The sequence below is a fragment of the Snodgrassella sp. M0110 genome, assembly GCF_016101465.1.
Classification (GTDB): Bacteria; Pseudomonadota; Gammaproteobacteria; order Burkholderiales; family Neisseriaceae; genus Snodgrassella; species Snodgrassella alvi.
The window spans coordinates 1-24330 of the sequence record NZ_JACFQM010000001.1 but is presented as its reverse complement, the minus strand read 5'-3'; the positions used below and the strand labels follow the sequence as shown (position 1 = coordinate 24330).

The following is a 24330-nucleotide window of genomic DNA, read 5'->3' as shown; positions in this document are numbered from 1 at the left end:
CAATATTATGAACACAGCCACCATTACCAGCCTGATACAGCGCCGGCGTCTGCGACGCATGCGAATACTGGCTACCAGTATGCTGATTATTGCCTGTGTTTTATTTGTTTTAAGCTGCCTGCTGCAAAAACAATATCCGGCTCTGGCCTATCTTAAAGCATTTACCGAAGCCGCCATGGTAGGTGCACTGGCAGACTGGTTCGCAGTTACTGCCCTGTTTCGCCATCCCCTTGGTCTGCCTATTCCTCATACCGCAATTCTGCCTCAGAAACAGGAAAGAATCGCCAATGAATTCGGACGTTTTATTGAAAATAATTTTTTGCAGGATAAAGCAATTGCCGGACGCATCTACCGTATGCATCCGGCCAGCAGAACCCTGCAATGGCTGTGTGCTCCACAAAATCAGCAAAAATGGCTGCCTGTTCTGACCCGCCAGATTCCGCTGCTGTTAAATACCGCCAGTGCCCGTGAAGTAGCCGGATTTTGCAGTCAGCTGCTAAACACCCAGTACAACGGCGCCCGTTTGGGCAAAACGCTGGCTAACTTTCTTCATTTAATCCATAAACAGGGTATCGATACACTGCTGGTACAATCTTTACTGCAACAAATACGCCAATGGCTGCAAAACGAACAGACACGGGCACAACTTGAAAAGAGTCTGTTGTCATGGGTAAGTAAAATTGAAAAAAGCGACCCCAGTACTTGGGATAAATTCAAGGCTTCGCTGAAAACGACACTGACTGCACGTATTGATGACTGGGTCGCCGGCAAAGCACTCGATTGGGCAGATTCCTATATAGATGCGGTATTGGCGAACCCGAAGCATTCTTTCTGGCGCGCTTGCCGAAAACAGCTTCTCGTTACTGAACGCAAATTACGTCGCAGCCGGAGCTGGCACAGACGGCTTGCGGCTGGACGGCAGCAACTGCTGCGCTCTACAGCGTTGCAACAAAGCATAATGGATTTATGGGATAGTTTTGTGGCATGGAGTGAACACGATACCAGCCAGAGTAATTCATGGTGGCAGCAGCAGCTTGGCCGGTTATCTACCCATATACAGCAGCAAGCCATGCAAAATCCGCGATTTATGCAGCGACTGGATACCCGGATTACATTGTATGCAAAATTCATCACTCGCCAGTATAAAAATCGTGTCAGTCAGTTTATTGCCGATAAAGTCAAAAGCTGGGACAGTAAACAGATGGTTGATAAACTCGAATTGAGTGTCGGACGTGATTTACAGTTCATTCGTATCAATGGCACGCTTGTTGGCGGTTGTATCGGTCTGCTTATTTATATTGCATCTCAATGGATAGCCGCCTGAACATACATAAAATTACATTGAGTTAAAAATTAAATTTATTCAAAGATTTATTTATATTTTTTAAGATATAATAAATTACATTATTTCAGTCATTCAGGCACTCCCATGCATTATCGTGACAAATCTCTTTTTTTCTTAGCCCTGTCCTGTCTTATTTCTACAGTTCGTGCCCAGCCACAATCAGAAAACACAGAACCGCATACAGCAGAATTAAGTCCGATAGTGGTGGTCGCTTCAAAACAAAATACACCGGGTGTTGAAATAATCAACCCCAAAACAGCCCTTCAGCCTTTACCGGCACAGGACGGTGCTGATTTACTTAAATCAGTTGCAGGAATGAGTGTCACACGTAAAGGTGGCAGCTCAGGTGATCCTCTGCTACGCGGTCTGGGCGGTTCACGCCTGCTGATCAGTGCTGACGACCAGTTTGTACTGGGCGGCTGTCCCGGACGCATGGACCCGCCTACCTCCTATCTGTTTCCGGCCAGTTACGACAGAGTCATTATTACCAAGGGACCACAAGCAGTTAATCAGGGGCCGGGAATGATTAGCGGTTCTGTACGTTTTATCCGTGATGAAAAACCACTATCTCAGCCTACTGCCAAATTAGACAGTGCCTTTACAAAAGGATCATTCGGGCGCAGTGATGCTTATATCGACGGTACACTGGGTAATCAGTACGGCTGGCTGCGGCTTAATGCCAGTCACAATGAGTCTAAAGATTACAAAGACGGTAATGGAGACACCATTCATTCTGCATTCAAACGCAATAATCAGATGGCTCAGGCAGCTCTTACCCCATTTACTGACACCCTGCTGGCTGTACAATATGAACACAGCACCGGACATGCCCGCTATGCCGACCGCAGCATGGACGGCACCCAGTTCGACCGCCATGGCTGGTCAATGAAATTGCGCCAGCAAAATATCACCAACTGGCTGAGTCAGGTACAGTTTGAATATGGTCGCAGCAAAATCGACCATGTGATGGATAATTTCAGTCTGCGTACTCCTGCACCAATGAAGATGGCTTCCGGTATGAGCAAAATGGTATCGGATATGCCAAATATGAATGGTATGCATACCACCATGCCGGTACGCCGCATGTATTCAGTAATGAATCCTTCGCGTGAAATAAAATCAGCTAAATTGTCAGCACAGATAGAGCTGGGAAATACACACAGTGAAATCGGTGCAGACTGGCAGAATGATGAAGTCAGCACCCGGCCTATGGTAATGAGTACCAATAAACAGCAGGCAGAAAATTATTACAAACTGCCCTTTATCTGGAACCAGATTTATAAACGTCACGGTGCCTATATTCAGAGTGAATGGAATATAAATGATAATAACAGTCTCTTTGGCGGTTTTCGTCATGACTGGACCAGTACCCTATTTAATCCGCAGAAAAATTCCATTGCCTCAAAGTATTTGCGCCAGCATCAGGGACTGAATGCCGGCTTTATCCGTCTGGAACACCACAACAATAAACTAACCAGCTATCTCGGCTATGGTATTGCCGAGCGTGCTCCTGATTACTGGGAACGCAGTAAAGCCAACGGCGAAAAATTACGTAAGGAAACCAACCATGAAATCGATGCCGGTTTAAGCTATCAGGGTAACAGCATCAGCAGCTCAATTGATATTTTTGCAGGACAAATCAATGATTTTATTCTGATTGAAAGCATTAATAGCAAAAATTCAGCCCGCCAGATAGATGCGCGCCGCTATGGCTTCGAAGCCAGAACCAACTGGCAGTTTGCACCACACTGGAATCTTGGCGGCAGTCTCGCCTATACCTATGCCAGTAACCGCAGTGATAAACGACCACTGGCACAAACCCCGCCACTGGAATGGCGTACTTACCTCAACTGGGAAAACGAGCATTTCAGCGCCGGTGCCTTGTGGCGTGTTGTTACTAGTCAGCACCGCTATGCCAAAAATCAGGGCAACATTGTTGGCATGGACTTAGGTCAGAGCAGCGGCTTTGGGACACTGGCATTAAATGCGGGCTGGAAACCCGGTAAAAATATGCTGGTACAAATCGGTATCGACAATGTTTTTAACAAAACCTATGCCGAAGCAGTAAATAAATCTGCTTATGATTTCGACACCTATTCCGTACAACAATACCGTGTTAACGAGCCAGGACGTACACTGTGGGCACGGGCACAGATTAAATTCTGATAAATATTTCTTACTAGAGAAAAATAAAAACCCCGCAATGCGGGGGTTTTAAATCACAAAACCGAACTACAGTAACAATAAATTATCGCGCTTTGGAGTGCAGCAACTTCTGTTGCTGACGCAAACGCCAATATTGCTGTTGCTGTTTTGGAGTCAGAATCTGATAGATATCATGTTCGCGTTTTAACTGTAAAAAATCATAATCAGCACGTGCCTGTTGCTGTTCAGCCCAAAGACGCTGTTCCTGTGCAATCATATTTTTAGCTTTAACATCATCAAATTGCTTATTTACTACCAGATTTTTACGCTCCTGTTGCAAATTAGCCAGAATCTGACGATTTTCATTGCTCATAAGCGGACGCTGGCTGGCATACTGATGATCAATTTTCTGTACCAGTGCCCTTTGCTGATTACTTAAATTCAACTGAGGCAAAATTGAATGTGGATTTACCGAACCCAAAACCGGTTTCTGCTCATGCACAACCACTGTTTCCGTTTCAGTGACTACTGCTGTCGGCGGCTGTTCTGTTCCAGCAGCAGCAAAAGCACCCATACTCATTGAAGACAAAGCAGCAAGCGTTACTACACGGATAAAAGTTTTCATAACACAACTCCTTGTTATTTGAGTTAAGAATACATTCATATTTAACAAACAGTATTTCATAGTAGTATGTAAAATCATGAATATAATTGAAATTAATTAGTAAACAATTTTATTAATTCCTTAAAAAACAGCACCCGGGACAGGTGCTGTTTTTTAGTGCCGGTCAGATTTACTTTTTATCCGGCAACGCATAAGCAATTACATAGTCGCCAACATCATTTGAATGGCTGGTACCGCCGGCTGAAATAACCACATACTCCTTACCGGTTTTCGGAGAAACATAAATCAGCGGAGCAGCAACTGAACCCACTGGCAGGCGTGCTTTCCAAACTTCCTTACCAGTTCTGGCATCTATTGCACGCAGATAATAATCCTGCGTACCGGCAAAAAATACCAGACCGGAGGCAGTGGCTGTCGGACCGCCCAGCGTAGGCATACCAATCGGCATTGGCTGTTTTGTCTTAATATTCAGAGGTCCGGTATCCTGAACTGTGCCCATTGGCACCTGCCATACTAGCTGCTTGGTGTTCAAATCAATGGCACTCAGCGTACCAAATGGCGGCTGCTGACATGGTACACCCAGCGGAGATTGCAGAATGTCGATTTTCACACCGCCATAAATACCGGCAACCTGCGGCCGAATCGTACCCATAAATCCCGGTACTTCATCAGTAGAAACCTTGAACTGTTTTGCCTCCTCACGGGTAACCAACTGCATACGCAGTGCCATGCGCATATCGTTCACAAACATTAGATTCTGTGATTCATCAATTGAGATACCACCCCAGTTCATGCCGCCAAGCAGACTTGGCCATTCAATATACGGCTGTGCACCCGGTGGCGTAAACCGGCCTTTGTATACAGAATTCTTAAACAGAATACGGCAATATAACTGGTCAAACGGTGTGATACCCCACATACTGCGTTCAGTCAGAGGCTCATTACCAATATTGGGCATACCCACAGAATCAGGCTGCGTAGCAGACAAATGTTCACCTTCGGCTGCCGGAGCTGTTGGTACAGGGCTTTCCACAACTTTAGTGACAAATTCCCCGTTTCGCCGGTCAATTACAAAAATCTGCCCGGTTTTAGTAGTTTGAATCAGAGCAGGAATTTTCTGGCCTTTATCATTGGTAACATCATACAGTACAGGCTGAGAAGGCAAATCATAATCCCATACATCATGGTGAACCAGCTGACGTACCCAGCGTAATTTACCGGTGCTGGCATCCAGAGCAACCACTGCTGCCCCGAATTTTTCCTTAATATGATTGCGGTCACCACCCCAGTAATCCGGCGGCCCATTGCCGGTTGGTAAATAGACCAGATTCAGTTCTTTATCATAAGTAGGAATAGTCCAGACATTAGGTGTTTCAAGTGTGTAATTCTGACCGGGCTTAGCCAGACCCTCAGGTTTACCAATATCCCATGTCCACACCAGCTTACCGTCACGTACATCAAATGCCCGTACCGCACCAGATGGTTCACCGTGAACTATATCGCGAACCCAGCCGCCTACAACAGTTAAATGTCCCATCATTACCGGCAGAGAAGTCGGATGATAGCGCTTACTGTTTTCAGTCGGCCCCATATAAGCCTTGAGATTCACATAACCATTGTCACCAAAACCCGGACATAACGTCCCTTTATCTGCATCCAGAGTAAACAGACGTGCATCCACTGTAGATACAACAATTCTGCGCCGGCATACAGACTGAGTATAAGCGGCTTTTTCAGCATTGGTCAGGCTATCATCCTTATCCATATCATAATAGCCTACCCCGCGGCAGGTTACATGCTCCGCAGTACGTGCTTTAGGATCAAAGCGCCAGATTAACTTACCGGTATCCGCATCAATTGCAGATACCAAATTTTCCGGTGTGCATGAATACAGCTTGTCACCAATCTGCAATGGTGTATTTTCGTCTACACCGATTGCTTTACCGGAAGTACGGCGGCCAGTATGAAATGTCCATGCTACCTGCAGATTACGCACATTATCCGGATTTATCTGAGTATACGGCGCAAAGCGGGTACCCCGTTGATTTCTGCCAAAAAATGCCCAGTCAGACGGATTTTGAGCATTTTCATGTGCCGCATCAGCATTCTCACTGATATTAACCTGATTACGAATCTGACCATGCGGATAAAACGACGCAATCAGCGTGGCCAGTAAAGCCAGAAATATAACAACACCGCTAAAATTATAAAAACGGCGGCCGGAAGCTGAAACACCCTGATAGCCACTGCCTGACCACAAAGTCATCATAAGAAACAGTGCAGGTATAACCAGACGTGGCATCAGAGCCCAATAAGTTAACTCCGTTGCATCTGTTAATGCCCAGATTAGCGTTGCCACAAACACTGCCAGCGAATACAAGGCAGTATAAGACTTACGCAAACCAACCATTATCGCAAGTACCAGATAAGCAATACCAGCCAGTAAATAATAGCCGGAACCGCCCAGTATCAATAGCTTAATTCCGCCATAGCCTAGCGCCAGACCGCCAGCCAGCAATATCAATACAAGCAGCCAGCGTGGCAGATTACGCCAGCAACTTCCTGAAGAACCAGACATCAACTACTCCTAACCTGAATGTGTGAATAAATATTGCTAACCAACATGCAAAGTACATAAAACTTTACTTATCAAGCAGCAATATTTTTAAATTATTTAAAATTAGTTATTTACAAATTAATAAATACAAAAAATACCTTAAATAAACATAAATATATTAAAGCTTACAAAGAAATTAAATTATTAACTTTTAAATAATCCATTGTCAAAAAATTAACATTCGGTTTTTTAATACAGGATGGATGTCCGAATAATGTACTTATCTCAGCACAATCCGAGTTTTATTCACATACAACAAAATATGTTTCTGCCGGAAAGGAGGTAACTTCTTATGTCATTGAATCATCATCAAAACAACAGACATGAAAAAAGCGAAATTGCGGTATTAAGCAATTTCGCCTAAAAAAGCATCCGTAACGATGCCGATAAATAAAATTAGCAATCAGGCTCGTGCAGTCAGCGCGGCAACGGCCGGTAAAGTCTTACCTTCAAGAAACTCCAGAAATGCCCCGCCACCGGTACTGATATAACTGATATCATCAGTAATACCAAACTGAGCAATTGCAGCCAGCGTATCACCGCCACCGGCAATTGAATAAGCATTACTATCGGCAATTGCCTTTGCCAGCACCTTAGTACCATGAGCAAATGCAGCAAATTCGAATACACCTACAGGACCATTCCAGACAATCGTTTTTGCCTCTTTCATCATCTCAGCCAGTCTCTGTGCTGATTGCGGACCAATATCCAGAATCATATCGTCTTCGGCCACATCGGCTACGTTTTTAATTTCAGCTGCTGCATCAGCAGCAAAACGTTTGGCTACCACCACATCAACAGGCAAAGGAATATCACCGCCCTTAGCAGCTATCTTAGCCATAATCTGCCGTGCACTATCAACCAGATCAGCTTCAGCCAGCGATTGCCCTACAGGCAGTCCCTTTGCCAGTAAAAATGTATTGGCAATTCCGCCACCTACAATTAAATGATCCACCTTATCGGCCAGACTTTCCAGAATCGTCAGTTTAGTTGATACTTTACTTCCGCCCACAATAGCCACTACCGGAGCCTGCGGATTCTGTACTGCATGAGTTAACGCTTCCAGTTCAGCTGTCAGCAGCATACCGGCACAGGCCAGCGGTGCAAATTCTGCGACTGCGGCTGTAGATGCTTCTGCACGATGTGCAGTACCAAAAGCATCATTAACATAGATATCACCAAGCGCAGCATAAGCTGCAGCCAGAGCTTGGTCATTTTCCTTCTCGCCGATATTCAGACGAACATTAGGCAGCATGATTACATATCCGGCCTGCAACTGTGGTTTGTGTTCACGCCAGTCTTCTGCCACACTGACATTCTGACCTAATAATTCTCCTAATCGCTGCGCCACCGGAGCAACACTGTCTTCCGGTTTTGGAGCGCCGGCTTTCGGTCGTCCCAGATGTGTCAGCACCACAACAGCTGCACCCTGCTGCAAACAAAAACGAATCGAAGCTAAAGAAGCACGAATACGCGTATCATCAACAATAACACCATCTTTAATAGGCACATTCATGTCTACCCGAATCACAACGGTCTTGCCAGACACATCCTGATCAGCTAACTTTTTAAACAACATGGTTGAGTTCCCGCAATAAAAAACGCTGATAAATTTGCTATATCACTCCGTACCTTCCAAAGAATGACAACATCAGCGCATCACAAACAGATAAAATAGTTATAAATCACAAAAAGCTTGAAAAACTTTAAATTATCTTATAATTTACCCATAGGGTAAAGTCACAGACAGGATAAAACTGCCCGTACTTAACCAGCCTCATCACATAATTTATTTAATTGCAGTACACACATACTACCGAGGTACAACATTATGACTCTTGCTTACTGGTGTGTTTTAATAGCCATGCTTCTGCCATGGATTGCAGCATCTTATGCTAAAAAAAGTGGTGGTTTTAAAGCTGATGATAATCATCAGCCCCGTGAATTCATGGCTAAAGTACAGGGTAAAGCTGCACGTGCTAATGCTGCACAGCAAAATGGTTACGAAATATTTGCACCTTTCGCTGCTGCGGTCATTATTGCCCATGCAACTGATAACGCTGCCCAGTTCACCATTAACTTCTGGAGCGTATTGTTTATTCTCAGTCGCCTAGGTTATTTTTATTGTTACATTAAAGATAAATCTTTTGCCCGTTCATGTATCTGGGGAGTGGGCGTTATCTGTATCATTGCGCTTTACATAGCTGCAATCTGAATACAATACTGGCAAGTAATTTTGATAATTCAATCTGCAATAAAGGGGGAGTATATGAGCAAACAATCAGGTTCATGTCTTTGCGGCAAAGTTAAATTTTCTCTGGAAACAGATAACCACTCACTGAGTGCCTGCCATTGCAGCACCTGCCGCAAATGGAGTGCAGGTCCGCTGATGACAATTATGCATAATGGTAAGATTCAGTTTGAAAATACAGAATTCATCAAAAATTACAATTCATCAGAATGGGCGGAACGCGGATTTTGCTCAGAGTGCGGTACTCATCTGTATTATCACTTAAAAAATAGCGACCAATACTACATAGCCGCATGGACACTTAACCAGCCTGACGCCCTGGATTTCAATCTTCAGGTTTATATTGATAACAAACCGGAATGCTATTCTTTCGCCAATCAGACACATAACCTGACAGAGGCTGATATTCAGCAAATGATAGCAGAGCAGCAGAAATAATCACGGCCGGATTAGTCTATCCAACAGTTCTTATCCGAATAAATAACTATATTGTTTTATTTAGTTTAATTGCGACCATTCAAGCGGTATGCATTATAGATTAATAACGCATTATAGATAGAGTTTATCTAAATTAAAATAAAAATAGGAATTGGAGTTGGTATGAATGTAATTAAAAAAAGCTTTTTAATTGGTATTTGTTTGTTGAGTTTCACAGGTGTTGTCGCAGCAAAAGATCTAAAGCAAAGAAATATCGCTCAAGAAGAAAAAATCGTACACTAGTTATCAATTTTTATAATAACTTCTTTAATAAACATAAACTTGCTGAGGCAACAAAAACACTGGCTGAAGATTATAAACAACATAATCCTTATGTCGCTAATGGTAGAACACCTGCGATTACTTATTTCGAAGATTTCCTTAAACAAAATCCGCAATCAAGTGCCATCATAATTCGTTCATCTGTGGAGGGCGATATAGTATGGTTACATGTCCATTCTAAAATTAATGAAGATGATCTTGGTAAAGCAGTAGTTGATATATTCCGAGTTAAAGATGGAAAAATAGTTGAGCATTGGGATGTGATTCAAAATGTACCAGAGCAGGCAGAAAATAATAATACGATGTTTTAATGATTGATCCGATAACTTATAAGCGCCTTAATGGCGCTTTCTTCGTTCAAGCAAAAACAGACCATATATGTTTTATATATAGTCTGTTTTCAATTGGATATTCAGTGAAATAACTGTATTACATACGCTCAACAATCATTGCAATACCCTGACCGCCGCCGATACACAGCGTAGCCAGCCCGAACTGAACATCTTTTGCCTGCATACCATATAACAGACTTACCAGAATGCGTGTACCACTGGCTCCAATCGGATGACCAATCGCAATCGCACCACCATGGATATTGGTCTTATCCATATCAAAATGCAATTCGCGACCTACTCCGAGGAATTGTGCAGCAAAAGCTTCATTTGCCTCTACCAAATCAATATCTGTCAGTGCCAGACCGGCCTTCTGCAAAGCTTTCTGTGTCGCGGGTACAGGTCCCAGCCCCATCAGTGCAGGACTGACACCAGCACTGGCATAACTGCGAATACGTGCCAGAGGCTGTAATCCGAGTTCTTTTGCTTTGCTTTCCGCCATCACCAACACAGCAGCAGCACCATCATTAATTCCTGATGAGTTGCCGGCAGTCACCGTTCCATCGGCACTGAATGCTGGTTTCAATTTAGCCAGTGCTTCAGCAGTTGCCTCTGCCCGCGGATATTCATCACGCGCAAATACAGTCTCACCTTTACGTGACTTAATTGTTACGGGCACAATTTCTGCATCAAATACACCGGCTGCAACCGCCTGCGCAGCTAGCTGCTGAGAACGTAAAGCCAGCTCATCCTGTTCCTGCCGGCTGATCTGATATTTCTGTGCAATATTTTCAGCAGTAATCCCCATATGATAATGATTGGTAGCACAGGTCAGCCCGTCGTGTACCATAGTATCAATTACCTGCTGATTACCCATACGATAGCCCCAGCGTGCACGGCTATCCAGCAGATATGGTGCCCGCGTCATATTTTCCATGCCGCCAGCTATCACTACCTCTGCATTCTGCGCAGCAATAGACTGAGCGGCCAGTGCTACCGTTTTTAATCCCGAACCGCATACTTTATTAACAGTATACGCCGGTACACTATCAGCCAGTCCGGCTGCCAGGGCTGCCTGTCGTGCCGGATTCTGTCCCAGCCCGGCCTGCAGCACATTACCCATCACTACTTCATCAACCAGCCCGCTTTCAACACCGGCACGGTTTAAAGCTTCAGCAATAACCAGCTTACCCAAATCTACCGTACCTACACTGGCCAGCGAACCATTAAAGCTGCCTACAGGCGTACGCGCTGCACTGACAATAACTGCATTTTCCATATTTAACTCCTAAATCTGACTGTTACCAGCCTATAAACCACGCTGGCTGATTGCCATTTCACGGAAATCTTCAGCCACAGTAAATTCAGCCTGAGTTTTAGCCTTAATTGTTTCCAGATCAACGCCTGGGGCATGTTCCAGTAAAACCAGTTGTCCGTCTTTAAAACCAAACACAGCTAATTCAGTAACAATCAGATTAACTTTGTTTTTTGCTGTTAGCGGTAAAGTACATTCTTTCAGAATTTTGGATTCACCATTTTTAGTACAATGCTCCATACCAATAATAACCCGGCGCGAACCAGTTACCAGATCCATTGCACCACCCATGCCCGGTACCATTTTTCCCGGCACCATCCAGTTTGCCAGATTTGCCTGCTGATCGACTTCCAGACCACCCAGTACACAAGCATCAACATGGCCGCCGCGAATCAGTGCAAATGAAAATGCACTGTCAAAAGTACAACCGCCGGCAGCGATACCACATGGCTGACCACCTGCATTCACCAGATTAGGATTGGCTTTTTCAGGATCCAGTGCAGCCAGACCGAGAAAACCGTTTTCAGACTGCAAAGTAATATGAATATCTTCCGGTACATAATTGGCTACCTGAGTCGGCAGACCGATACCCAGATTCACCACATCCCCGTCATTGAATTCCAACGCAATTCTGCGTGCAATTAATTCTTTTGCATTCATGGTGACTCTTCCTTTATTCCGGATAAACAATATAATCAACCAGCGCTGCCGGTGTAGTCGCCGCATCAGGTGAAATCTCACCCACTTCAACCACATTACCTGCTTCAACAATTACCTTTTTCGCAGCCAGAGCAACCAGCGGATTAAAATTCTGAGCAGACAGTTCATACACCAGATTACCCAGCTTATCTGCCGTTTTTGCTTCCACAATGGCCAGATCAGCCTGTAATGGCAATTCAAGCAGGTATTCCTGTCCGTTTACCGCGATTTTCTGTTTGCCTTCTTCGACAATTGTTCCCAATCCGGTAGGTGTCAGCACACCACCCAAACCTGCGCCGGCAGCACGAATCCGCTCTGCCAGCGTACCCTGCGGTACCAGTTCAACTTCAATCTCACCGGCAATCATTTTCTTACCGGTTTCCGGATTAGTACCGATATGCGAAGTAATCACTTTTTTGACACGATTATTCGTAATCAGCGGGCCGACACCGGTTTCTACAAACGCAGTATCATTTCCAATAATAGTTAAATCCTTAACCCCTGAATCCAGAATAGCCTGTACCAGTCTGGCGGGCGTACCGATTCCCATAAAACCGCCAAACATAATGGTCATTCCATCCCAAAGATGATTTTTTACATCCGCTAAACTGAGCTGTTTTGTTTTCATACTCTTCTAACCTGAGATAAACCAAAGACCGGACAAATACATAACAACTGATTTTGTTATAGATCTATGACAATATTTGATTTGCCGGCGATACCCTGAAAAGCACCGCCGGCAAGTGATTAATTACTCAATATCCATATCCAGAATTGCTGCACTCAAACCTTTACCATGCATATCATGTGCCAGCGTACGGGTAACACCACCACCCAAAGCACCATACATAACAAAATTCAGTGCACCGATATTCGGTAATTCATAGCGCACAACATCACCAGTCACGATGTCTGCAAAAAACGCTTTAACCTTTTCCGCAGTCACTGCTGCTTTAATACGTTCATAATCTTCAGGCCGATAAGCAATTACCGAAATATTTGAAGTATTACCTTTATCACCAGTACGAGAGTGTGCAATTTCACGTAACTTCATTATCAAACCTCCAGATAGTCAATACTGGTTGTCACCAGATTACGGGGAATAAATGTTGAATCCATAGCCACAATTTCTTTTACAGATTTCATAGCACCGCCGCCGCCGGCCGGACCATTGGTATATAAAGTTTCAACTTCATTACCCACTACTGCTGCCGCAGCTTTGGTTGCGAAACGTCCGGCTACACGTACACGAACTTCATACGGCTGGCTGCTTTGTGACAAAGTTGCACCGTGCAGTGAATCGATACCAATCAGATCAAAACGCACCTCTTGTGGTTCTGCATGTGCGATTTCAAACCGCTCTTTTACGATGGCCAGTGCCAGACGACCGCGTTCTACCGCTCCCGGACCGGCATAGCTCATCTCACCTTCACCAATAAAACCATCTTCATAACCTACAGAGACCTTCAGCGTCTCAGGACGGGCACGACCTGTACCGCCAGTAACTGCAACACGGTCTTTACCTACTTGTGTAAAGGTTACCTGCGTGAAATCTGCGGTGACATCCGGTGTTTTATATTCATCCGGGCGATGAATTTCATACAGCATCTGTTCCTTACAGGTATCAGGAGTAACCATGCCGCCAGAGCCTTCAACTTTAGTAATTACTGCATCACCATCGGCACTGATTTCGGCAATCGGAAAGCCCAGACGTGCCAGATCAGGCACATCGCGGTAACCCGGATCAGCAAAATAACCACCAGTAATCTGGCCGGCACACTCAAGCAAGTGTCCCAGAATAGTGCCCTTACCCAGATGCTCCCAATCTTCTGCACCCCATTTAAACTCATGCATCATGATTGACAGGAACAGAGACGGGTCAGAAACACGGCCGGCAATAACAATATCAGCACCATTGTCTAGCGCCTGTACCATTGGTTCAGCGCCGATATAAGCATTGGCTGAAACAATTTTCTTACCGCATTGTGAAACCGGTTTTTGCAGCTCATCCAGTGGTAGATCCTGCTGCATAACCTGTTCGTAAACATCATCGCCTTCAATAATGGCAATTTTCAGATTTTTTGCGCCCAGAGAACGTGCGATTTCGGCAGTTACTTTGGCTGCTGCACGCGGATTGGCAGAACCCATATTAGTAACAATCTTGATTCCCTTTTCCAGACAGGCTGGTAATACTGCCTGCATACGCGCTGCCAGTAATTCATTAAAACCGGTTTCCGGATTATGCTTTTTCTGGCGCTGACCGATAGCAATCGTGCGTTCAGCCAGACATTCAAATACCAGATACTGAATATCCCCTTTTTCCGCCAGCTCTACAGCCGGCTCAATCCGGTCACCACCATATCCGGCACCACAACCAATTCTGATTTTTTTCATATGTCATACCCTTTTTACATTCAACAACTTAAAAACAACCTGTTTATATCGGGAATACTCCGAATAACATCGCGCCTACAGCCATCACGATAGAAGCCAGCCAAAGTATCGGAATAGAGAATTTCTGATGGTCAGCCAAATCAACGCCGGACAGACTGCACAACAGGAAGGTAGCCGGAGTCAGCGGACTAACCGGGAAACCAGTAGTCATCTGTCCAAGTAAAGAAGCTTGAGCCACCTGAATAGGCGGGAAACCACCAATATTGGCCACCACCGGCATAATGCCGAAATAATAGGAGTCAGGGTCAAACACCAGACTCAGCGGCATTGCTACCAGACTGACAATAAACGGAATATGAGAAGACAAACTGTCAGGTACAAAATGACCGGCTGAATTTGCCATAGCTTTGAGCATACCGGATTCACCCATAATGCCTGTGAACACACCGGCAGCAAACAAAATAGATGCCATCATCAGCGCGCCCTTAGCATGAGCATTAATCCGTGCAGATTGTTCAGCAGGCTTGCGGTAATTTAATGTCAGCGCAATACAGCAGGCCACCATAAAAATAACCACTGGTGATATTTTTGTGGCTACCATACCCGTAATTACCAGAATCACCAGAGTAATATTCGCCCAGAATAAATGTGGACGACGCAGCTTTTGCTCTTCTTCGGTTAATTCTTTTGGCGCAAAATGTGTTGCTGTTTCTTCATTTTCACCACCGATTACCGCACCAGCACCAGCTCCGGCCAGACCTAAGCGTTTTTCTTCTTTGCGTCCCCAGTACCAGCCCATAAACACCATAAACGCCAGCCCGCAAATCTGCGCCGGAATCAGTGGCGTAAACAGATCATGTGTAGATACCTCCAGCGCTGCGGAAGCACGAATCATCGGTCCTGTCCATGGCAGGAAATTTACACCGGCACTCAGTGCTGTAATCCCGGCAAGAATTCGCTTATCAATACCAAGTTTGTTATATAAAGGCAGCATGGCCGGTACTGTAATCAGAAATGTCACTGCTCCATTACCATCCAGATGCGCAATCAGTGCCAGAACACCAGTACCAATAATAATTCTCTTAGGATTAGTACCTACCACCTTCAGAATCTTGGCGATAATCGGATCAAACATCCCGGCATCACTTACCACACCGAAGAAAATAATGGCAAACACAAACATCGCTGCCATAGGTGCCAGTTTGGATATTCCTGTCACCACCATTTTCGGTATAGCGGTGTAATGAGGCAGTACTTCCTGACCACCCTGAAACAACGGTACGATATATAGTGCGATTACAGCCCCTAGAATAGGAATAATAATCAAAGCCACTATCGGCGATAACCGCTTGCTCATAATGCAAAATAGCAAAGTTGCAATAGTTAATATGCCTATTAAAGCCAGCATAAGAATCCCCTTTTTGGGTTGTTATTAAAAAGAATGAATAAATATTTAAGAAAGCCTTTGCATTCTCACCATAACGGCACACCCTGTCTAATCGATAATAAAAATCGATTCATAAGCAAAATCGATAAATCTTCCAGCATATGAAAAATTTGATAAAACTCAATATGTATTAACGCTAAATATGCTATTGTAGATAACAGTATGGATTAAAATACGGCAAATAATGCTATATGAATATATCAATCAAGCAGATAAAAGCCTTTCTGGCGCTGGTAGAAGAAGATAACTTCACCCGTGCAGCCCAGAAGATCCATTTGTCTCAGCCTGCATTCAGTAGCCTGATTGCCAATCTGGAACAGGAAATCGGCTACCGCCTGTTTGACAGGGATACCCGTAAAGTTCAGCTGAATGAAGACGGAATCCACTTCATCAAACTGGCACGTGAACTTATGTTCGCCTATGAGCGAACTACCAAAGAAATCCGCTCACATGCCAATAATCATAAAGAAAAACTGGTACTGGCAGTTATGCCGTCTATCGTCGTGCAATGGGTTTCACAGCTGCTGGCTACTTTTCATCATAAACATGCCAATGTCAAAGTTGAATTACTCGATACTCAATGGGATCTGTGTCTGCAAGCACTATTACAAGGACATGCAGAACTGGCATTAACCGCAAAATCTCCCTCTCTGACTGAAATTTCTGCCGAGTTTCTTTTTTCAGATAAGTTCCATCTCATATGTCATATCAATCACCCACTGGCCAGCAAAGCAGATATTGAATTAAAAGATTTACTTGAATATGGCATGATCGGATTTACTAAAGGTACCAGCATCCGCCATTACGTTGATAAAATTGTAGATTTGTTTGGAATGAATTATGTAGTTGAAGTTAGCCAGCTCACCACCATGATGGGACTGGTAGCGGCTAATTACGGCATTGGCATAGTGCCGAGATTAACATTATTTCAATTTGAACATAAAAATCTTGTAGTCAGAGAGGTCAGAGACATGAATCTGGAACGTTCCATTTATCTGATCAAGCATAAAGAACGCAAACTGTCACCGCAGGCCGAAAATTTTTATCATCATATTAAAGCCAATATATTCAGTGATTAATTATATGTAACCTTAACTAATATTATCTGGATACAGCAGTAGCGGGTACGGCTCGACGGTATTTTGCATCCGGTATATTTGAACTAACCGTTACACCGCTGACACTAATATCATTTTGCAATTTCTCATAAGTCGCTTTACCAATACCTTTAACACGCATAATGTCTTTTGTAGAACGAAAAGGACCGTGTGCATTGCGATAATCAATTATTGCCTGCGCTTTAACTGCACCAATATGCGGTAATGATTGCAACTGCTGTGAAGAAGCAGTATTAATATTAACAGCAGCCCACACCGAAGCCATAGCAAACAACAGTACCAAAATCATACCAATCTTTTGCACTCTGTATTCTCCTTTGATTGATAAAGTTACCTGATCAAATCATACTTATGAATTGACACTAGCATAAAATATAAGATTAATTTATGCAATCATTATTTTATTTACTGAAAATACGATATTTTTAATCATTTCCAGCATATACCTCAGCTTAATTAATCAACTGTTTCAAACCATCAGAATCAGACAAAAAACAGTCTTTCCTTGAAAGGTTTGTGCAGATTCAGGATAATTCGCACTGGATACCTTTGTCTCTTGCGGCGGAGTACAGTCCATTAACTCACATCGCTATTGCAACCAGCAATCCCCTCATCAAAAGGCAACTTCATGGCTTCACATCTCGCTAATGCTATTCGCTTCCTGGCAATGGACGCAATTGAACAGGCTAACTCAGGGCATCCGGGCGCACCAATGGGTATGGCCGAAATGGCTACTGTAGTGTGGCGCGAATTCCTGCAACACAACCCAGCTAACCCCAAGTTTTACAACCGCGACCGTTTCATCCTTTCGAACGGACACGCGTCCATGCTGCTGTATAGTCTGCTGCATCTGAGCGGTTACAATCTCAGTATTGAAGATCTGAAAAATTTTCGCCAGCTGCACAGCAAAACCCCGGGACATCCGGAATACGGCTACACTGATGGTGTAGAAACCACAACCGGACCACTTGGACAAGGAATTGGTAATGCCGTTGGTATGGCACTAGCAGAAAAAATTCTGGCTGCCCGATTTAATAAACCGGGCTTGAATATTGTTGATCACCATACTTACGTATTTGTCGGCGATGGCTGTCTGATGGAAGGAATATCCCATGAAGTATGTTCACTGGCCGGCACGCTTAAATTGGGCAAACTCATTGTTCTGTATGATGACAACAACATCTCAATTGATGGCAATGTAGACAATTGGTTCAGCGAAAACATTCCTGAACGCTTTACCTCTTACGGCTGGCACACAGTTGCCAATGTAGACGGCCATGATGAAACCGCTATCCGCGCAGCCATTACCGCAGCAAAAGCCGAAACCGAGAAACCATCGATTATCTGCTGTAAAACTAGAATCGGCAAAGGTGCCGCTAACAAAGAAGGTAGCCATAAAACCCATGGCGCACCATTAGGTGCCGAAGAAATTGCCGCTACCCGCGCTGCTCTGAACTGGACACATGAACCATTTACCATTCCGCAGAAAATCTATGACGACTGGAGTGCAGTTAAAGCCGGTACTCAACTGGAACAGCAGTGGCAAAATCTGTTTAATCGGTATCAGCAACAATACCCTGCTGAAGCAGCTGAATTTATCCGCCGCATGGACGGTAAACTGCCGGAAAATTTTGAAGAACACGTTCAAAATGCATTAAATGAAGTATGCAGCAAAGCTGAAAAAGTGGCCACCCGCAAAGCCAGTCAGAACAGCATCGAAATTCTGGCACAAATTCTACCTGAATTTGTAGGCGGATCTGCAGATCTTACCCCCTCAAACCTGACCGACTGGTCTGGCAGTACTGCCGTGACAGCCACCAGTGGCGGCAATTACATCCATTATGGCGTACGAGAATTTGGTATGGCAGCCATTATGAATGGTTTGAGCCTGCACGGTGGTATCAAACCATTCGGAGCTACTTTCCTGATGTTCAGTGAATACGCCCGTAATGCTTTGCGCATGGCTGCACTAATGAAAATCAACCCGATATTTGTATTCACACACGATTCTATCGGCTTGGGAGAAGATGGTCCGACACACCAGCCGATTGAACAAATTGCCACCCTGCGTCTGATTCCGAACATGAGTGTATGGCGACCGTGTGACAGTGCCGAATCACTGATAGCGTGGGCAGATGCCGCCGCTGCAACCAATCACCCCAGTTGCCTGATATTCAGCCGTCAGGGGTTACCATTTATGCCACGGGATAACCAGCAGCTAGCCAATATCCGTCGTGGCGGTTATGTACTGAAAGCACCCGATACAAAGGCTGCACAGGCGGTACTTATTGCCACAGGATCTGAAGTGGAGCTGGCTATCAATGCTCAGAGCAAATTAGCTGAACAAGGTATTGCCACAACAGTTGTATCTATGCCTAATACCCATATTTTTGATCAGCAGGATCAAGCCTACCGTGAAAGCGTCTTACCTGCTCATCTGCCTCGTATTGCCATTGAAGCCGGTGTCAGTGATTCATGGTATAAATACGTGGGTACGAATGGTGCCATTATTGGTATTAATCGTTTTGGTGAATCCGCACCAGCTGAGAAACTCTTTCAGGAATTTGGTTTCACTATCGAACAGGTTGTTGAAGTAGTGAAAAATATCATTTAAATGAGCATATAAAAAAAACGCCGGCATTGTTTGCCGGCATTTTTTATATCATTATGATAGATTTAATCTTTTACATTTATATGACGTGTTTCCGGCATCATCAGAATAGCTATTACAGATAATAAACTGGTACCTGCTACATAATAAGCCGGCGATACTGCACCAAAATACTTGATCAGCCAAGTAATCACAAATTGTGCCGTACCACCAAACAAAGTTATACTAATTGCATAAATTAGTGATACAGCGGTTGCGCGTAGTTTAAACGGTATCATTTCCGGAATAGCCACTAAACTACTGGCACCGCTCATCCCTGTTAACAACGTTACCATCATTGTTACCAGCAACAGCATCGCCACACTTTCAGTTTTTACCAACAGATAAAACATCGGCACAATCAGCAACATTAAAGCCACCCGTGGCCATAATATAATACTTTTACGACCATATTTATCAGCCAGCATACCTGCCAGTAATGAAAACACAAACATCATCAATCCACCCGAAGTAGTGCAGATTTGCGCAATATTTGGTTTAAGTTTAAACGTATCGATAGCAAAAGTAGTCATATAATTACCTACCTGAGCGGTAATAGCCGTCGACATCAGCACCATAATTCCCAGTATCACCTCGTTCCTATAACGGGAAAATATGATTGTTATCATCTGAGTACCGCTGTGATGAGTCGGTTCTTCCAGTGTTTCCGGTAAGGCTCGGCGAATATACAGAGCAATCGGAATTAATACCAGACTTATCAGAAAAGGTATGCGCCAGCCCCATGCATTCAACTGTTCCAGAGTCAGAATACTGGAAACAGTAAAACCAACCAAACCACCAACCACTACCGCAATTCCCTGACTGGCCATTTGCCAGCTGGCATAAAAAGCACGTTTATCTGGCGGAGCAGATTCAATCAGCATTGCTGAAGCTGGACCTACTTCTCCACCTAAAGCCAGCCCCTGAACCATACGTGCAATAACCACAATAATAGGAGCTGCAATCCCGATCACCTCATAGCTGGGTGTAACAGCCAGTCCCAGTGTTCCCAGCGTGATTAATGCTACAGTCAGCATCATCGCTGCCCGACGACCTTTCTTGTCTGCATAGGCACCAATAAGTAAACCACCCAACGGTCGCGTAAAAAAACCGACACCATATACAGCTACTGCAGCAAGCAAACTGGTGTATTTATCATTATTGGTTGAGGGAAAAAATGATTGCGCAATATACACTGCAAAAAATGAATAAATAATAAAATCATAAAATTCCAATGCATTCCCTGCCACCGCCGCCGCAATCGCTTTCGCCGGTGGCTTATTATGCTCTATAGCTATTTGTCCTGTATTCATATCATTACTCCAATTATTTTATAAAATATTCAAATTAGATTTATTTTAAAAAGCGCTCAGCCAGTGCTACCCAGTATGTCGCACCAATAGCTATATTTTTATCATTGAAATCATAATAAGGATTATGCAAATCAAAACCCGAAGCAGCATCCACTTCTTTCAGACCATTACCAATAAACAAATAACTTCCCGGACATTTTTCCAGCATAAATGCAAAATCTTCACTTCCGGCCATTGGTTCAGTCTGATCGACAATATTTTCTTCCGCTACCACTTCACGTGCTACCTGACGCGCAAACTGAGTTTCTTTACTGGTATTAAATACAGGAGCATATCCATGCTGATAATCCACTTCAGCCACAACATTAAAGCTTTGTGCCTGAGCCTGAGCGATTGCCACAATACGTTGCTGTAACAGCTTACGTACTTCAGGCTTGAAGCAACGCACAGTCAGCTTTAGCTCAGCCTGTTCAGGAATTACATTATTCGCCACACCGGCATGAAACATACCCACTGTAACCACAGCCGAATCCAGCGGACTGACATTACGTGACACAATTGTCTGTAAAGCCATTACGATAGAAGATGCAGCCACAATCGGATCATGCGTATTGTGCGGTTTCGCGCCATGCCCGCCCACACCTTTTACTGTAATAGTGGCCACATCAGATGAAGCCATCATCCAGCCATCATAAAAATGTAACTGTCCCTGCGGATAACCCGGCATATTATGCATACCATATACGGCATCACACGGATATTTTTCAAACAGACCATCAGCAATCATCCGCATAGCACCACTACCAGATTTGCCATATTCTTCCGCCGGCTGAAAAATCAGATTCAATGTACCATTAAACGATTTTCTGCTGGCTAATACCTTAGCCGCAGCCAGTAGCATTACAGTATGTCCATCATGGCCACATGCATGCATTTTGCCTGTATGCTGGCTTGTATGCGCAACACCACTTTCTTCAGTAATCGGCAATGCATCCATATCAGCCCGGATACCAATACGTCTGTCACCATTTCCGGCTTGAAGTTGTGCTACCAGACCAGTACCACCAATACCCCGTTCAACTTTATATCCCCACTGCTCCAGCAAAGCGGCAACTTTATCGCTGGTTCGATTTTCTGCAAAAGCTAATTCAGGGTGTTGATGAATATCATGACGCAGCTGAACAAAAGTACTTAACTCAGCTTCGATCAGTTCACGGATTTTTTTCATAAACATAACCTTACATTTTTAATGAATTTAGAAAGCTATAGCTTAACAAACAAAATTATTATTGACAAAATAAAAAAAATTAATACTAAATTTAAATAAATTCATATTTCATATATGACAAAATTATTTGATAGCATTGTTATACTATTAATGAATAGCAAACTGACAAAAGTTCGATTTACTGGATTAAAATAATTAAATATCTATTTATAATGCATAATAATTGAAATTATACTTATATACTATACAATTAAATAAATTTATTATATTTATCATAATATTATAAAAAATAGAATGTTTAAAGTACCACTACAATATTTTTTATCTCATTTTCTATATAAACAATTTGATTAAAATCTAGTACACAATACTTGAATTCTCTATACTATTTAAAATATTTTTTTAAAATTTCAAACTATCTGATCAATCTCTGCAATATTAATGAAAAGAAAAGGCCATTAACAATGGCCTTTTATCATTTAATTTTTATACTGCTCAACATCGGGTAGCAAAATTGTCAGTATTCCAAGTAATGGCAGGAAAGAACAAAATTTAAAAATAAGTTGTAAGCTGGTTTTATCGGCCACATATCCTAAAACTGCTGCTGCAATTCCACTCATCCCGAACATAAAACCAAAAAACAGACCGGCAATCATGCCGACGCGTCCGGGGATCAACTCCTGAGCATAAACCACAATTGCCGAAAAAGCTGAAGATATAATTAAACCAATCAAACAGCTTAACAGCGCCGTACCCCAGAGATTTGCATAAGGTAAGGCCAGGGTAAAAGGTGCAGCACCTAAAATAGAGAACCAAATAACATATTTCCGACCAATACGGTCACCTACCGGACCTCCGATAAACGTACCAATTGCTACGCAGGCCAAAAATAAAAATAGAAATAACACTGCAGACTGTTTAGTTAGAGCAAATTTTTCAATTAGATAAAAGCTATAATAATTGCTCATACTGGCCATATAAAAAAATTTAGAAAAAATTAATACGGCAAGAATAAATAAGGCCAGAATAGTCTTATTTTTATCATAAGGTAAAGTACAATTTACTGCTGCCTTATGCTTATTTGCTGCCAGATGACGAGCACTCCATGCACTGATGCGCCACAAAAGCAAAATAGCAATTACACCAATGGCGATAAACCACAGAATATTACTTTGCCGGTTAAATCTCAGCACGACCAAACTCACCAGTAACGGCCCGAGTGATGAACCCAGGTTACCGCCTACCTGAAATGCCGACTGAGCCAAGCCAAACCGACCTGCAGAAGCATTACGTGCAACACGGGATGCCTCAGGATGGAAAGTAGATGAGCCTACTCCCAGAAATGCTGCAGCCAGTAATAATAAATAAAACTGACTAGCAAAACCCAGCATGCACAAGCCAAATGTCGTTGAAACCATACCTAGGGGTAATAAATAAGGTTTCGGATGCTTATCTGTGTAATAACCGATTGCGGGTTGTAAAATTGAAGCTGTAAGCTGATATACCAGACTAATACAACCCACCTGAGCGAAACTTAAACGATATTTTTCCTCCAATAAAGGATAAGTAGCTGTCAGCATCGACTGAATCAGGTCATTACATAGATGTGCGCCTGCTACCATTAAAATAACCGAAAGAAATAACTGATTAGATGAGAACTGACTATCTTGCTGATTCATTATTTTCAACCAAAGTGAATAAATAATAATTTTGATATGATATATTACTGAATGAGTGCTAATAATTGGCACATTTTTTCTATCTATTCTAATCTGGGATCTGATAACAATTTAATTTATTTATACTGGCTGCCCCAAGCATTCGCACAGGCACGCGCCGAGCAATGTCTGCGAATTCCGCAGTCAGAGCACATCCGCTCACTAAACCTGTCCAACGCCGCCGCCATCGTCCTCTATGAAGCACTGCGTCAGCAGGCCTTCCCCTCTCTGACCTAGATACAGCAACAGCAGCCGTTTGGCTGCTGCGGTATTGTTTTTTCTTCTGTTTTACTTCTCAGTACTCAAAGTAAGAAACCCGGCTGACTAATCAACCGGGTTCTTCTATAGGGAGTCTGGCGGTGTCCTACTTTCAC

20 protein-coding genes are annotated in these 24330 nt (G+C 43.5%); 7 read left to right on the top strand and 13 right to left on the bottom strand.

What is annotated here, in order from left to right; genetic code table 11:
- Positions 1-7 precede the first annotated feature (7 nt).
- A complete protein-coding gene (locus H3T84_RS00100) occupies positions 8-1324 on the top strand; it encodes a DUF445 domain-containing protein (protein WP_198216948.1) in 1317 nt (438 codons plus the stop codon).
- A 105-nt stretch (positions 1325-1429) separates the two neighbouring features.
- A complete protein-coding gene (locus H3T84_RS00095; RefSeq protein WP_198216946.1) occupies positions 1430-3511 on the top strand; it encodes a TonB-dependent receptor domain-containing protein in 2082 nt (693 codons plus the stop codon).
- An 82-nt stretch (positions 3512-3593) separates the two neighbouring features.
- Here the strand turns inward: H3T84_RS00095 and H3T84_RS00090 are convergent, their stop codons facing one another.
- The 3 genes from H3T84_RS00090 to H3T84_RS00080 form a co-directional block, all read right to left on the bottom strand.
- Entirely contained in the window at positions 3594-4115 is a 522-nt protein-coding gene (locus H3T84_RS00090) for a Spy/CpxP family protein refolding chaperone (protein WP_198216944.1), read from the bottom strand.
- A gap of 169 nt (positions 4116-4284) precedes the next feature.
- On the bottom strand, positions 4285-6693 hold the full coding sequence (locus tag H3T84_RS00085) for a membrane-bound PQQ-dependent dehydrogenase, glucose/quinate/shikimate family (RefSeq protein ID WP_198216936.1): 2409 nt from the start codon (positions 6691-6693) through the stop codon (positions 4285-4287).
- 442 nt (positions 6694-7135) lie between these two features.
- Positions 7136-8311, bottom strand: a complete 1176-nt coding sequence (locus H3T84_RS00080; RefSeq protein WP_198216934.1) for a phosphoglycerate kinase — start codon at positions 8309-8311, stop codon at positions 7136-7138.
- Between the two features lie 252 nt (positions 8312-8563).
- Here H3T84_RS00080 and H3T84_RS00075 point away from each other — a divergent pair, with 252 nt between their 5' ends.
- The 3 genes from H3T84_RS00075 (at position 8564) to H3T84_RS00065 (ending at position 10053) form a co-directional block, all read left to right on the top strand.
- A complete protein-coding gene (locus H3T84_RS00075; RefSeq protein WP_037475497.1) occupies positions 8564-8947 on the top strand; it encodes an MAPEG family protein in 384 nt (127 codons plus the stop codon).
- A 54-nt stretch (positions 8948-9001) separates the two neighbouring features.
- Positions 9002-9421 (top strand): GFA family protein, encoded by a 420-nt coding sequence (locus tag H3T84_RS00070; protein WP_037391632.1) that lies wholly within the window; start codon positions 9002-9004, stop codon positions 9419-9421.
- Positions 9422-9618: 197 nt separating this feature from the next.
- Positions 9619-10053, top strand: a complete 435-nt coding sequence (locus H3T84_RS00065) for an ester cyclase (RefSeq protein ID WP_198216926.1) — start codon at positions 9619-9621, stop codon at positions 10051-10053.
- A 118-nt stretch (positions 10054-10171) separates the two neighbouring features.
- Here the strand turns inward: H3T84_RS00065 and H3T84_RS00060 are convergent, their stop codons facing one another.
- The 6 genes from H3T84_RS00060 to H3T84_RS00035 form a co-directional block, all read right to left on the bottom strand.
- Positions 10172-11353: an acetyl-CoA C-acetyltransferase gene (locus tag H3T84_RS00060; RefSeq protein WP_100125070.1), complete on the bottom strand. Its 1182-nt coding sequence runs from the start codon at positions 11351-11353 to the stop codon at positions 10172-10174.
- 30 nt (positions 11354-11383) lie between these two features.
- On the bottom strand, positions 11384-12049 hold the full coding sequence (locus tag H3T84_RS00055) for a 3-oxoacid CoA-transferase subunit B (protein ID WP_037392084.1): 666 nt from the start codon (positions 12047-12049) through the stop codon (positions 11384-11386).
- Positions 12050-12062: 13 nt separating this feature from the next.
- Positions 12063-12716, bottom strand: a complete 654-nt coding sequence (gene atoD, locus H3T84_RS00050; protein ID WP_025329975.1) for an acetate CoA-transferase subunit alpha — start codon at positions 12714-12716, stop codon at positions 12063-12065.
- Positions 12717-12839: 123 nt separating this feature from the next.
- On the bottom strand, positions 12840-13142 hold the full coding sequence (locus H3T84_RS00045; protein ID WP_025329974.1) for a hypothetical protein: 303 nt from the start codon (positions 13140-13142) through the stop codon (positions 12840-12842).
- Positions 13143-13144: 2 nt separating this feature from the next.
- Positions 13145-14482, bottom strand: coding sequence for an acyclic terpene utilization AtuA family protein (locus tag H3T84_RS00040; RefSeq protein ID WP_037475501.1), 1338 nt, complete (start codon positions 14480-14482; stop codon positions 13145-13147).
- 43 nt (positions 14483-14525) lie between these two features.
- Entirely contained in the window at positions 14526-15890 is a 1365-nt protein-coding gene (locus H3T84_RS00035; RefSeq protein WP_037475502.1) for a CitMHS family transporter, read from the bottom strand.
- Between the two features lie 230 nt (positions 15891-16120).
- Between H3T84_RS00035 and H3T84_RS00030 the strand changes: the two genes are divergently transcribed.
- Positions 16121-17008, top strand: coding sequence for a LysR family transcriptional regulator (locus tag H3T84_RS00030; RefSeq protein ID WP_084550722.1), 888 nt, complete (start codon positions 16121-16123; stop codon positions 17006-17008).
- Positions 17009-17030: 22 nt separating this feature from the next.
- On the opposite strand, the gene H3T84_RS00025 is transcribed toward H3T84_RS00030, so the two are convergent.
- Positions 17031-17351 (bottom strand): ComEA family DNA-binding protein, encoded by a 321-nt coding sequence (locus H3T84_RS00025; RefSeq protein ID WP_244895671.1) that lies wholly within the window; start codon positions 17349-17351, stop codon positions 17031-17033.
- A gap of 324 nt (positions 17352-17675) precedes the next feature.
- On the opposite strand from H3T84_RS00025, the gene tkt reads away from it, so the two are divergent.
- Positions 17676-19661, top strand: coding sequence for a transketolase (gene tkt / locus H3T84_RS00020; RefSeq protein ID WP_198216923.1), 1986 nt, complete (start codon positions 17676-17678; stop codon positions 19659-19661).
- 62 nt (positions 19662-19723) lie between these two features.
- Here the strand turns inward: tkt and H3T84_RS00015 are convergent, their stop codons facing one another.
- The 3 genes from H3T84_RS00015 to H3T84_RS00005 form a co-directional block, all read right to left on the bottom strand.
- Positions 19724-21010, bottom strand: a complete 1287-nt coding sequence (locus tag H3T84_RS00015) for an MFS transporter (RefSeq protein ID WP_198216921.1) — start codon at positions 21008-21010, stop codon at positions 19724-19726.
- 40 nt (positions 21011-21050) lie between these two features.
- Entirely contained in the window at positions 21051-22238 is a 1188-nt protein-coding gene (locus H3T84_RS00010; RefSeq protein WP_198216919.1) for a M20 aminoacylase family protein, read from the bottom strand.
- 479 nt (positions 22239-22717) lie between these two features.
- On the bottom strand, positions 22718-23917 hold the full coding sequence (locus tag H3T84_RS00005; RefSeq protein WP_198216917.1) for an MFS transporter: 1200 nt from the start codon (positions 23915-23917) through the stop codon (positions 22718-22720).
- Positions 23918-24330 lie beyond the last annotated feature (413 nt).